Below are 12,459 nucleotides of genomic sequence, written 5' to 3' on the forward strand. Positions count from 1 at the left end.
CATCAGAGCCTCACAATGAGCTCGTCAGATACTCTTCGGTGAGCTCATTTGACGGCCCGTAGATCAACCGAAAAATCTATGGGGCGTGGACGTCGCATACCCTGAGCCATTATGCGGCTGTTCAAGACCTGCTTCCGGCAAGTTTTCTCAGGGTGGAACGCTGTGCTCGCTTTCTAACTGTGTTTGTATGCTCTCAACAAGACGCGATGAACCCAGAGGGGTGACGGCAGACCAGATCAGGATGGACTTCGAGAAGCGAACAGCGAACGGGGCTTTAACGACTTCGTTAGCGATGAAAACCGGAATTCCGGTTTCGCCCCCTGAATTGATCTCGAACACCAGCTATGTTCCTTTCAACGCAACACAACCGGACGAACCAATGACTAAAAGGATTGATATCTGGCATAAGGCGGCGGCCCCATCGCCTGCACCTCGTGACCTGCGCCGTTCGAGCGACGTCGGAAAGCCCTTGAACGGCGCTACCGACAATTGCCGAATATTTTGACGACGCGCCAGGTTACCTACTGAACCCTGACAGTCTAACGGAGTTAGCTGCCATGTTGCAGAACCCTTTCGCGCGCCTTGTCGGTGCCGCACTGCATCTGCGTCGGCGAACCCCGACGGCGTTCCGGCGCGGACTGGCTGACGCTCAGCGATAACTTGGGGCACCCGTCCCGGCTGCCCTGATCTCATACCAAAGAACAACCAGCAATCTCGTGGCTCAGCTTTCGGGAAACGACGAGGTGCGCCTCAGAACGGAGATAATGATGACGAAACAAAGTTCAACCGAACCGATCATGACAGTCGAGGAACTGACCGCCATGATGATGGCGATTATCAGCAAGCATTGCCGCGATATTCGACCGAAGCTCGCTCCCACCGCTTCCCATGACGTGACCCCGCAAGAAATGTGGGAGGCGGATTGTATCCGACGAAGCATTGGATCGTCCAAGCGTCCCACGAAACAGCATTCAGGAGCCTCTAGCGATTTCGTCAGAGGAAACGGGCACGTGCGCCCGGCGAGGAGAAAGTTATGAACGAAGAAAAGACAGGTGACATTTGTTTCACCCATAGAAGACCTGTGGGCGAATTGGTCGACAACATCATGCAATCGGTCCTGGGAAATGGAAGGATCGCCCAGATCGAAGACGTCGGACCCAGTGCGCTTTGGCGCGACGCGCGTCTGCTCGTCCACCCTGTCTACGTTGACAACGGCTCTGACTTCGTCAGCGAAAGAGTAATCAGTTCGCTAGCCGACCGCTAACCAAGGTCCCTCCCCTCCCATCAACTTATTCCGCGATCAGCGCACCGGGCCGCAACCCGGTCGACGGCGGAGCTATGCCAAAAGGAAATGACTATGAGTGACATCTTTCACAACGATGCCATCACCTCCCAATGGCAGGATCGCCTTTGGGAACATGCCGATGACGGTTGGTACGACGACCACGATCTTCATCCCGGCCCGTCTTCGCACGGTCAACGCCTGCCTGAGCCCGTTTTGCAGCACCAATCGGTAGCTAGCGAGTTTGTCCAGGCGGACATGGCAGTCTGGAGCGCCGTGGCAAGGGACGCCGCTCTTCGCGATCTCAATTGGGGCCTCGCATATTTCTGGCTGCGTCTTCGCGTCAGTGCGCTCAACTCGGCGAAAGCACCCGGGGAAGTCCGTTTGCTTATGCCGTCTCAAAGCGTCTTCAAGAGGATGCTGAAATCGGCTCGTGAAAAGCTGAGGAACTAAGCACCCATTCGGCTGGGCTACACGCCCGCATTCCCCTGCTGTTTCAACACAGCCCGCGTTCGTCACCTGAACGATGATTTCGTGCGGCCATAATCAAGAGCATTCCATGCGAACAGAGCATTTCATCCTCAACCGCCTTCTCGACGAGCGAGCGGGTATCAAGCGAGTAGTCAACACGTCTTCAGAGCCGATCTATCACTATCCCACCGTCATCCCCCAATATGGCCAGGTCCAGCCTTCGCTGGGTACGCGAAAGTCCGGCTTGAAATCACCCAAGAACTATCGTGGCACGCAGCCAAACCAGGATGGCACGCGGGAAATGACATTCGATAGTGGTGTCGAACTTGGTATCGGCCACAAGCTGCGTGTCGACCGAGACGTTATTGAACTGCGCGAACAATATCCGACGGCGAAATACTTTGCCGCCGGAGGCAAGCTTCATAAGCATACGTTCGACTATTGGGTGCGGCTAAGGAACGGCAAGACTGTTGCTATCGCCGTCAAGCCAATGGAACTGATAATTCGCACCGGTTTGCTCCGTATTCTCAAGCGAATCCATCGGCAGTCCCCGGGCAAATACGCTGACATCGTCACATGGATCGATGAAGACCATTGGTCTGACGAGGACGACGAGAACGCAAAGACAATTCTCTGGGCACGTCGCCGACGCAACGAAGCCGAGTGTGCGTCGCTTCTGAAAACACTCGAATGCGTAACAGGCCTCGTCCGCTTCTGGGACCTGATCGCTATAGCGCCGGTCGAGGCACATCGCCGTGTTGCCATTTGGAACCTGATTGGCGACGGCGTCCTAGCAGCAGTGCAGCCGGGCCTCGTGACAGACACCACTCTCCTTCAAGTCAACCTTTGAAAGGTCCATCAATGAACCAGCTCATTGCCCCCCTTAACTTTGCCCAACCGTCGATCCCCATCTACCACTACGACGCAACGGACAGGATCATCATTGATGACAAGCTGAACACCACCATTCACGAGCAAACGACCGAGGGCTCTGTCTTCAAGGGCGAGGATGGGCTCCTTCATCGTTATACTCATGAACAAATCTACCTGATGGTCGTTATGGGCCGCGTTCGTAGGCTGCGTGGATACCACAGCGACAACGGTACGAAAATCAGTCTCGCATTCGGCGGCCTCAACCTCCTTGATTTCGGACAAGCGCGAGCGACCAAGGCGCTCTACCTGCAAGACGTAATTGAAGAATACATCCGTTTTGAAACCGTTGGTCGCAAGCACCCTGTCCTGCAAAACGAGGGCTTTAAGCAACGTAAGGTAAGCCTCGGCAAGGAATGCTTGAAACATCTCTTGCCGATTTTGAAGCGGGTTGTGTCCGAGCGTTGGAGCGCGAAAAACGGTGGCGCTGAGGTCTCCTACACGCTGGTCGGTCCCCGCCACTTCCGGCGTCTTTACAACATCTACGTAGATAGCGGATGCAATCCTCTTGCTCTCGTGAGCCTCAAGACGGGTCCACGGTCACGAAGTTGTTTCGAGCGCGACGATGTCGAGCTTTGGTGGCAGTACGCTCACATGTACTGCGACAAGAAGCGCCCATCGATGCGTCAATGCCAACTCGCGCTAGAAGCGGAGGTATGGCGACGCAACGAAGTTCGCGAAAGCGGGCGGCATTGGCATATGCCGTCGCGCAAGACTTTTGAAACCATGATCAAGAGCCTTGGCGTCTATCACCTGACCGCCAAACGCTATGGCGAGGAGTTTGCTCGCAAGAAATTTGCCATCGTGATGAGCGGCTCCGCGCTCACCCGGCTGGGGCAGCGCGTGGAAATGGACGAATGGCTCGTCGACCTTTCCATCCTGCTCACGCACATGCGGGTGTGGGACACCCTTACGCAAGAACAACGTAATGCTTTGGAGAAGGTGCGGGTATGGATCACGGTCGCCATCGACTGTGCTAGCAAATGCATTCTGGCAATGCATTTCAGCCACCGCAAGCCCTCGCATAAGTCGTCAATGGCCGCTCTTGAAATGGCGGTGACCGACAAAACGCTGATTTCGGCGCTGGTAGGCACAGGTGACCCCTGGAACTATACGCTAGTTCCTGAGGCTGTCTACACCGACGCTGGGCCGGGGTTCATCCACTGGCGTTTCCGTGCAGCGGTCGCCGCTCTGCACTGCGAGCACGTGATCCCGCCAAGCGGACATCCGGCAGCACGCGGCACGGTTGAGTCGTTCTTCCACACCTGCGAACTCCGCTTCATGCACTACTTCGAAGGGCGGACTTTCTCCAACATTATCGAGAAAGGTAAGAACTCCCCAAAGGCAAGCCTGAACCTTGACGAATTCAATCGTCTGTTCGTACGCGCAATCGTGGACGTCTATCACAACACTCCGCACTCCGGCTTGGGCTTCGAAACGCCGAAGGCGGCATGGCAACGGCTGTCGCAACGCAGCGGGATCAATCAGCCGATCAATTCCGATGAGCGAAGAGTGATCTTCGGAACGGAAGTAGAGCGTACAATCACGGACAAGGGCGTCGTCTTCATGGGCATCCACTATAACTCCACAGAGATGCAGCGGGCTCGCTTCGAACATCAAGCACTCCCGAATTCCGCGCACCCGAAGGCAACCCTCCGCTTTGGACGCCTGTGCATCAGTGCAATCGGGTACAATCACAAAGGCAAGTGGATTGACATTCCTTCCTCCATCGGAATTCCCAAGAACACCACTGTTTTCGAATGGGTAGGCGCAAAGGCGCTCCACATGAAGGAAAAAGGAGAAACGGCCGAGCCGGGCCTGTCCACCATGCTTGCGGGCGTGAGGGAACTCAAGGAGTCGGGGGCCGCTGCTGCAGCCCAGGTCGGCCTCGGAGCAGAAGTCATCACCGCAACCGACTACGAGTCCATCGAGAAGCGCTACTTCAAGAAGCCGATTAACGATGACACTCTCGCTCGAACTGTTGAGGCCTCAATCCTCAAGGTTCCGCGCAACCCTCTCGAAGTGGGCATTGAAGCCTTCGATCACCTTATTGGAACGGACGACCCCGAAGACGATGATCAGATGCAGGTGGTGACTGTTCAGCATGCAAGCCCCTCTGGTTCGGCATTTGAGGGCATGTCGCCAGGGATCGACGATGGCATCTTCTACGAGGAGGGAGAATGAAATGATCTCCAACAACCACGGCGCGTTCTTCACCGAAGCTGCGAATGCATTGTACACCTCACTTACCCCCGCTCAGCAAAGCCTTACGCGGACCCTGGGTAAGATGCACACAGGTTATATCGGAAGCCACAGAGACCGTCGGCTCAACTACGCCTTCGAAGCAATGATTCTTAATTCCGCTGCCGAGCTTTTCGGACGCGCAGGCAAGCGCAGGATTCTGTTGGTGGTGGGAGCTGCAGGCTCTGGAAAGACAACCGCAGTCCGACGCCATATCGCAAAGCGTCCGCAGTTCGGATCAAGAACCACAGTCAACGGCGAATTGCGGCTCCCCTTCGTGCATTTTGAATCGCCAAAACCTATGACGCTCAAAGGCTTGGCGAAGGCTGGGCTTGCGGCGCTAGACTACGAAGTTGATCTCAAGTCCGTTAATGAGCAGGAAATCTTCGACCTGTGGAAAGAGCAACTGCGGGAAAACCGAGTTTTGTTTCTCTGGATCGATGAATTCCAACACAGCTTGCAGGGCAATACAACGAAGGCCGTGCAGAACGTTTCAGATGTCCTTAAGAGTCTGACACAGATGGAAGGCTACCCGCTGCATCTTGTCGTGTCAGGTGTGCCAGAGCTTGCAAATTTGCTGCACCAGTCAGGCGATAGCGATGGGCAACTCAAAGAGCGGAGCAGGTGTATCGAGCTTCGCCCAATGAGTGCTTCCGACGACGCAAAGACGATCAAAAAAATCGTCAAGAAAATCGTTACGGCCGATGCTGGCTTGAAGGCCTTAGACCTTGGTGAAGACGATTTTACCCGCCGTCTGCTCCATGCATGCAATTATGCCTTCGGCTCAACGATCCAGATGGTACGCAGCGCATGCGAGTACGCCCTGACTATGGGCATGGAAACTGTCAGCAGTGCTGAATTCGCCGAGTGCTATGCATTAGCAACTGGCTGCAGACCTTCTGAGAACGTCTTTACCGAGCCTCAGTGGAGCGCCATCGTTCCAAACAACGCACTTGGCAAGCTGCTCTCAGAGTTTGCTCCTCATCTTGAAGAGCGCGCTCGTCGACACCGCAAGACTCCGGGAGAGCCAAAATGAGCCGTCCTCTCCCTATCCGCCCCTACGAGCCTCTGCGTGGTTTTTTGAGTCGTTATGCCCGGTTCCGGGGCGTGCGACAGCACGACTTCATTAGACACCAGGGATTCAATTTCTGGCATGCCGCTGAGCTTTCTCGAAGCATCGAAAAACTGGCGAATATGTCGGGAAACGCCGCATCGGTCTTAAATGAACACCACATTGCGAGGGATGAGAGTAAGTTTGTTCGGGTATTTGGCCAAAGCTTGCTGTCGGAACAATTCCTATTCGCGGCTACACGCTTCTGCCCCCAATGCATCGCCGCAGATCACGCGCTCCGTCCAGACGCGCCGTTTGCTCAGGTCGCTTTGCGCGCCTCCTGGCTCAATTGCTTCATCAGCACGTGCCCTGCGCATGCTGTTTCACTCGTCGAACTCGACGAACGCTACCCAAATCCCGCTCGGACCGACTTCGTTGGCGCAATAATGAGAAATTGGAAGGCGATTGAGGGCAAGCGTTTGACGCGTGAAGCGGTCTCCGTCAGCTACTTCGACAGGTATTTCAGTGATCGGCTTCATCGGGTGGACGTTCACAACGACTTCCTCGACCCGTTGCCATACCACGGCGCTATGCGGCTTTGCGAAATTGTAGGTGCGATGGCGGAACACGGTCCTAAAGTCCAGATGAACCGTCTCGGGTTCGATTCTCGCATCCGCTTGTCGCAAAAAGGAGCCGATATCTTTGCCGAGGGTGACAATCTCTTCGAAGCCTTCCTGAAGGAGATTGACCATCACCATGCCATCAACACCGCCAAAGGCATTCGCAGGGGGCTCTACGGTCCCTTGTACACTTTCCTTCATGAGCGCAGGGATGATCCCCAGTACGAGCCACTGGTGCTGTTTGTTCTGAATCACGCCTATGATGCTCATGCTCTCGGACCAGAGGATCGTTTTCTCGGTCGCTCCCTGCCCCGTCGTTATCACAGCGTGCGCAGCGCGGCGGTCGAACATGGCGTGAACCAGCAAACCCTCCGGAAACTCGCCCGGTCGCACGGTCTCGTCGGCCCTGGCGACAAAATGGACATGAAATCGCTCGCCACCTCCGCCGCGATGATGGAAATGGTTGATCGATACCGAGACAACATGACGACGTCGGACGTCAGTCGAAGGTTGGGCGTGTCGTACGCGGTCGTCGATCAGTTTCGTCGAGCAAACCTTATAGCGGCGTCGGATCGTGATCGAGACAATCACCTGAAGCGGTTTTATTCGTCATCCAGCATCGACAAGATGTTCGAGGCTGTGTCGAATAAGGCTAGACCCTGGGACAGCTCGCTGACGCTGACCCCATTGACCGAAAGCCGTCACGTCGTTGGATATTGCGAAACGATCAGGCGGATTCTGCTTGGGGAACTCGATTGCTTCGTCTCGACCACGGCACCGAGAACGCTGAGAGATTTCTACGTTGACGTGCGGCACCTTCGGCATATGCGGCCCCTTAGGCAGGGCGACTATTTGAGCCGGTCACAAGTGGCAGATAAGGTCAGATTAAGCGCGAAAGCAATCCAACGACTTAGCGACTTGAACATGCTTGAGACCATGTATTCTGAAGAAGGCTCTTTGAGGACAGCCAGTTACTCGACTGCTTCAGTGCTCAGATTCGCTAAGGAATTCATCTCACTTCGATCACTTCGGAAGTTGTCACGATATCGCCAGGACGACGAGGAGAAGCTGGCAACCATCGCCCCGGCTTTCGATTTTGATGGCGATGATCGTCTTTACAGGAGAAAAGACGTTTAACCCACCCTGCAAAATCCGTTACCTTTTTTCACCCGCTTCGGCGGGTTTTTTCGTGCCCTCAGACAGGCGGGATAATCATCTGCGCAGAGAACGTAACCGACCTGTGACTTCTTTAAGAGCGCAACAGACCCACTTTTCGAGATATCCGGAAAATGGGCCATTGATTTCGGGCAGCTTTTAGAAGTTAAGTGACTTTAGTTACGGGCCCATTCAGCGGCGTGAATGGGTGCGTAACAAATGTCACGGAACCAGGGGTTAGGAGGCTTGTTGCTCCCTAAGAAATGTCACGGCAGCTAAAACCCCATGAACGAAGGCCGAAATGACACCCTCCTGAGAAATCGAAGCTAATTCTGGCCAAGCACCTCTGAAACTGGCCATTTCCGACGAGAAAACTGGCTAACACCAGATAGTCATCATTCCGGGCACTTTCCAGTGCCCGGAAAATGCCTCAAGGAACAAATGGTGAAACAATCGCAGTAGTAGCCACCGACAATGCATCGCTACCATTCAACATTCAGGTAAGCCCGCTGGGCGATTTAAGAGGAAGTTGTAATGAGTTGGTCACGACAGACGAGCCTGCAGCGTATCCGGTCCTTCAGGGCTACGGCCCCGGCGGCGTCCATCAATCTGAGAACTTTCGACCAGGGCTTCGTCGTCGCGCGACAGACTGCCAACCAAGCGAAGATGAGACTCGGCGGCAAAAGCGAGCCACTAATCTTTGACGTGCCCCCAGACGCCGCCGTCCTCGTCGAAGGCGTTCACGTCTACATTCAGATGCTCGACTTCGGCGACGTGATGATCGAGCGCGAACGGGAGACCGAAGCGAGCCACCGCCGAGTTCTCTCCATGCTCCACCTGAACTATGCGGCCTGCGATCAGGTGGCAGAGGAATTCGAAGCCCAACGGGTCGACTTCCACGGTGCAAGAATGCACGCGGTCATCGTTTCTCCGCCTGGCCCCGAGAACGCGAAGGAGCGAGCAGAGCGGTCGCTCGCATTCGCGGACGCTGTCAAGCGAGCAATAGAGGAAGTCGGCAGAACAACCGAAAACGGACGCTACTCGACCCGCGTCCGCGTGGGCGTAGACAGCGGTGCAGCGGTCGCTGTCAACAGCGGCACCAAGGACGAGCGCGAACCGCTTTTCCTGGGAGCTCCCGCCAATTATGCCGCGAAGCTGGCGGAAGGTGATGACGAAGGCATCTTCATGTCGAACCGAGTTCGCCGAGACCTCGGCCTGCAGCAGATCGTATCCCATGACATCCTCTTTTCGGAACGTCATAGTGCTGCGCCCACGAGCGGAGGCTTTACGACGAACCTAACCTATCTTGCCAAGCGATTTTCAGGCGCTGACGTCACGAAAGCGGCGCTGAACGCTAGGAACAAGTTCGTGCTCGATGTAGGGACCGACGCCAGTTTCTCGTTCCATCGACATACGCCTCCATTGAAGAGCATCGACTTCGCCTCGCTGATGCCGTCGCATTCAATCCGGATGGGCCTGATGTCGATCTTCGGCGATATCGATGGGTTCACGGCGTACGTCGACGAATGCATCGCGCAGGGTCGCATTGGCGAGATGGTCTCGAACCTGCACGTGATTCGCAGCGAGTTGGCGGCGACGCTGACCGAGGACTTCGATGGCCGTAAGGTTCGCTTTATCGGGGACTGCATCCACGGACTGCTGGCCGCGGGAACGGCCTTTGAAACGGACGCTTCGGCATCGGTAGTATCGGCAGTAAAGGCCGCGGGCGGAATCCGATCGAGCTTCGAACTTTGCCAGCAGGAGCTCGATGGCATCGAAGGTCTCGGTATCGCGATCGGCCTCGAGTATGGCGAGACCCCTATAACGCGAATCGGGATCCGCGGTGACCGCAGCGTTCGCTGCTCTGTCAGTCGCGCGGTCTCCAAGTCGGAGGAACTTCAGCGGGATTGCACTGGCGAACAGACGGCGTTAGGACCGACCGCCATTGGCCACGCACCGGCGGGTGTGCGCCGACTGTTCGAAGGCGGAATCGCCTGGAACCTTGATGCGTCCTCTTCAGTCGAACACCTGAGCGCTCCTCCAACTGTAAAGAGTGGCGATGTAAGCGCTACGGCGGCTCCCTATAGTTCCGGAGGACGGTGAATGCCGCTCTCCCATATCCTCGATGCCTGTCCCACTTGGTTTCAAGTTTCTTCCGCCGCCCTGGATGAGATCTTGGGGTCGGTATGCCTTGAGATTGATGGGGCAGCGGACACGATCAACATCGACCTTCGGATCCGGGACCAATCGGGAGCCATCTCGGTCCAGGAGCAGGTTCCGGGGACGAAATATCCCAAGACCTGTCACGAGCGGCATCTGCAGTCAGACGAACATTTCTGCCTGGGCATGCACGCAGGAAATAACATCGTTTCCGGAGATCACGCCAATGTCTGGTGGGGTCTGCTCAAGCACTTTCTCGAGCTTCAGCGCGTAGCCGATCGAACCAAGCGGTGGCCCCCGCAACAGCAGATGTCGCACGGTGACGCCGGACCGCACCAGATCGCGGCGGCCGTCGCCGCTAAGGAGCTCGGCATCGAATACGAATATATGAGAATGCTGGAGGGCGAGGAATTTTGGTTCTCGACGGGAACCTACAAGGTTAGCAGCCGCGGCAAACTGGCGAACGGTTGGCTTCCCTGCCCGGCTGGATGCAAAAGGCAGGGAAAGGCCATTCCCCGATCACGCTGCTGCAATTCCAGAGCGGTCGTAACGCTGCTCTATCAAGAGAAGCTTCGCCGCATGAAGGTGGACTTGTTTTACGCCCTCTCCCGGCTTTCCGGCGAGGTCTGCTGTGGCACGATGCTGAACTGCCCGCTGCGTGAAAGCTCCTCGTCCGCAGCCGCCCGCGTTACCGCATCCGTGTAGGTGTCCCGTGCCGAAGAATGATCAACAGGAAGCCTATGAGAAATTGATGTCGGCCAATCACGGCCGAATGATCGATTTCGTAAAGTTCGCAGAGACGAAGAATGCTGCGCTACTAACGTTTTCGTCCGTGTGGATCGGAGCCATAATTAACCTTCTAAAATCACCGGGCGATCTCCCCTTTGGCTACAAGTATGCGTTCGAAGCCGCGCTTCCGCTGCTCGCGCTCGCTGCCATTGTTTGTCTCAAGTCGCTTCTGCCAAGGCTCCTCAACCAAGTGTACAAACGCGACGACGATGTCGTGAACCTTCTCTATTTCGGCGACATCATCAAAGGAGGGGTCAAGGACTATCCGGACATGGCGAAGAAGGAATACATGCCATCCGAAGGTGAGTCCGCGACGGTGACCTATCTGCACGACCTTGGCGTCCAGACCGCTATTCAAGCCTCGATCGCGCATCGGAAGTTCAGGTTCTTCCACTGGGCGGGGACGCTCGTTCTACTCGCCTTCGTGGTGATGGCGCTTCCCCCGGCCATTGCATGTGGTCGCTGGGTCATCGCCCAGTTTCCCTGCTGAGGAGGCTGATCAATGACCATAGGGGACGACATCAAAAGTAATTCGAGTTCGACCTTCGGGAGTGCCTGGACGACGCGCGATGGGACGGTTGTGCCCGAGCCGAAGGATCTCAAGCTCACAAATGACGCAGTACGTTTCGAAAAGGCCGCTATTTTGTACGCCGATCTCGATGGGTCAACGGGCTTGGTCGAAACAAAGAAATGGCAGTTCTCGGGTGAAGTCTACAAGACTTTCCTCTACGCCGCCTCACGTCTGATCAAGCACCAGGGGGGATCGATCGTGTCGTACGACGGCGATCGGGTCATGGGTATCTTCATCTCCAACAGCAAATGTAACGATGCGGTATTCTGCGCCCTTCAACTGAATTATGCCGTAAAGAACATCGTTCAGGGCGAACTCAACAAGGGATGGACGACAGATTTCAAGATCCGCCACGTCGTCGGCATCGACCTTTCCGAAATCAGGGCTGCAAGAACGGGCGTCCGCGGCGACAACGATATCGTTTGGATCGGCAATGCCGCCAATCTGGCAGCCAAGCTCACGGCGCTGAGTGCAGACAGAACGACCTACATAACGAAGCGCGTCTACGATCTCCTCAACGACCCTCAAAAGCTTGGTCCGAACGGCGAGAACATGTGGCAGCGATCCGTGTGGGCGCAGCATGGCAACGAAGAGATCTATTCAACCACTTACTGGAGAACAGTCACGTGAGTAAGATGCTTGAACGGTTCCAGGGAGATGCGGGCAGAGAACTCAGGATCGAGTCCTTCGCCGCTCAGTCGATCGTGGGACGTGACATAACGCTCGCTGAAGAACTCGCGGACCAAGCCGAGTTGCAGGAGTGTGCATCCGGACAGGTGCTCATCGAACAGAATGCGGAGGACGATGACATCTTCTTCATCATCTCCGGCTCGTTCAGTATACGCGTCAACGGGCGTCGGCTCGGGGCCCGTGGACGCAATGATCATCTTGGTGAGATGGCAGCGATCGAACCGACGCAGCGCCGTTCCGCCACGGTAATTGCGGATGAGCCATCGATTGTGGGCAAGCTGACAGCACATCAGTTTTCCTCGTTGGCCAAGAGGTATCCGGACGTTTACAAGCATATCGCGAGAGCCCTCTCCCGCCGCCTGTTGGAGCGCAACAAGCACGTGGGGACCTACCGGGAGAAGGTGAGCGTCCGGCGAAGGCATTTTCGTTTGGTGGAGAGGCCGATATTATAGGCCGCGTTTCATCTCGTCTGCCATAACGCGTTCGACCACATCCGGAT

Annotated in this window: 11 protein-coding genes; all 11 read left to right on the top strand. The window is 55.9% G+C overall.

Going from position 1 to position 12,459, the window contains the following annotated elements; all coding sequences use genetic code 11:
- The first annotated feature begins 1,033 nt into the window (after nt 1-1,033).
- Nucleotides 1,034-1,264: a hypothetical protein gene (locus ASC97_RS27800; protein ID WP_057471574.1), complete on the top strand. Its 231-nt coding sequence runs from the start codon at nt 1,034-1,036 to the stop codon at nt 1,262-1,264.
- Nucleotides 1,265-1,357: 93 nt separating this feature from the next.
- On the top strand, nt 1,358-1,735 hold the full coding sequence (locus ASC97_RS27805; RefSeq protein WP_057471575.1) for a hypothetical protein: 378 nt from the start codon (nt 1,358-1,360) through the stop codon (nt 1,733-1,735).
- Between the two features lie 106 nt (nt 1,736-1,841).
- The gene (locus ASC97_RS34515) at nt 1,842-2,603 is read left to right on the top strand and encodes a TnsA endonuclease N-terminal domain-containing protein (protein WP_057471576.1); all 762 of its coding nucleotides are present in this window, start codon (nt 1,842-1,844) and stop codon (nt 2,601-2,603) included.
- An 11-nt stretch (nt 2,604-2,614) separates the two neighbouring features.
- Nucleotides 2,615-4,867 (top strand): DDE-type integrase/transposase/recombinase, encoded by a 2,253-nt coding sequence (locus ASC97_RS27815; RefSeq protein ID WP_057471577.1) that lies wholly within the window; start codon nt 2,615-2,617, stop codon nt 4,865-4,867.
- A 1-nt stretch (nt 4,868) separates the two neighbouring features.
- Nucleotides 4,869-5,960: an ATP-binding protein gene (locus ASC97_RS27820; protein ID WP_057471578.1), complete on the top strand. Its 1,092-nt coding sequence runs from the start codon at nt 4,869-4,871 to the stop codon at nt 5,958-5,960.
- Nucleotides 5,957-7,732, top strand: a complete 1,776-nt coding sequence (locus ASC97_RS27825; protein ID WP_057471579.1) for a TniQ family protein — start codon at nt 5,957-5,959, stop codon at nt 7,730-7,732. The genes ASC97_RS27820 and ASC97_RS27825 overlap by 4 nt, the downstream gene beginning before the upstream one ends.
- A gap of 552 nt (nt 7,733-8,284) precedes the next feature.
- Nucleotides 8,285-9,853: an adenylate/guanylate cyclase domain-containing protein gene (locus tag ASC97_RS27830; protein ID WP_057471580.1), complete on the top strand. Its 1,569-nt coding sequence runs from the start codon at nt 8,285-8,287 to the stop codon at nt 9,851-9,853.
- Nucleotides 9,854-10,615, top strand: a complete 762-nt coding sequence (locus tag ASC97_RS27835) for an E2 domain-containing protein (RefSeq protein WP_057471581.1) — start codon at nt 9,854-9,856, stop codon at nt 10,613-10,615.
- Nucleotides 10,616-10,661: 46 nt separating this feature from the next.
- Complete coding sequence (locus ASC97_RS27840; protein ID WP_057471582.1) at nt 10,662-11,189, top strand: Pycsar system effector family protein; 528 nt, start codon at nt 10,662-10,664, stop codon at nt 11,187-11,189.
- 12 nt (nt 11,190-11,201) lie between these two features.
- A complete protein-coding gene (locus ASC97_RS27845) occupies nt 11,202-11,900 on the top strand; it encodes an adenylate/guanylate cyclase domain-containing protein (RefSeq protein WP_057471583.1) in 699 nt (232 codons plus the stop codon).
- 5 nt (nt 11,901-11,905) lie between these two features.
- A complete protein-coding gene (locus ASC97_RS27850; RefSeq protein ID WP_244481613.1) occupies nt 11,906-12,412 on the top strand; it encodes a Crp/Fnr family transcriptional regulator in 507 nt (168 codons plus the stop codon).
- The last annotated feature ends 47 nt before the right edge of the window (nt 12,413-12,459 follow it).

The sequence above is a fragment of the Rhizobium sp. Root1203 genome (genome assembly GCF_001424945.1).
Lineage (GTDB): Bacteria > Pseudomonadota > Alphaproteobacteria > Rhizobiales > Rhizobiaceae > Rhizobium.

Excerpts from the sequence above, each read along its gene's own strand:
- ASC97_RS27835 (WP_057471581.1), top strand. The coding sequence starts at position 9,854 with ATGCCGCTCTCCCATATCCTCGATGCCTGTCCCACTTGGTTTCAAGTT.
- ASC97_RS27830 (WP_057471580.1), top strand. The coding sequence starts at position 8,285 with ATGAGTTGGTCACGACAGACGAGCCTGCAGCGTATCCGGTCCTTCAGG.
- ASC97_RS27825 (WP_057471579.1), top strand. The coding sequence starts at position 5,957 with ATGAGCCGTCCTCTCCCTATCCGCCCCTACGAGCCTCTGCGTGGTTTT.
- ASC97_RS27815 (WP_057471577.1), top strand. The coding sequence starts at position 2,615 with ATGAACCAGCTCATTGCCCCCCTTAACTTTGCCCAACCGTCGATCCCC.
- ASC97_RS27820 (WP_057471578.1), top strand. The coding sequence starts at position 4,869 with ATGATCTCCAACAACCACGGCGCGTTCTTCACCGAAGCTGCGAATGCA.
- ASC97_RS27845 (WP_057471583.1), top strand. The coding sequence starts at position 11,202 with ATGACCATAGGGGACGACATCAAAAGTAATTCGAGTTCGACCTTCGGG.
- ASC97_RS27840 (WP_057471582.1), top strand. The coding sequence starts at position 10,662 with ATGTCGGCCAATCACGGCCGAATGATCGATTTCGTAAAGTTCGCAGAG.
- ASC97_RS27800 (WP_057471574.1), top strand. The coding sequence starts at position 1,034 with ATGAACGAAGAAAAGACAGGTGACATTTGTTTCACCCATAGAAGACCT.
- ASC97_RS34515 (WP_057471576.1), top strand. The coding sequence starts at position 1,842 with ATGCGAACAGAGCATTTCATCCTCAACCGCCTTCTCGACGAGCGAGCG.
- ASC97_RS27850 (WP_244481613.1), top strand. The coding sequence starts at position 11,906 with ATGCTTGAACGGTTCCAGGGAGATGCGGGCAGAGAACTCAGGATCGAG.
- ASC97_RS27805 (WP_057471575.1), top strand. The coding sequence starts at position 1,358 with ATGAGTGACATCTTTCACAACGATGCCATCACCTCCCAATGGCAGGAT.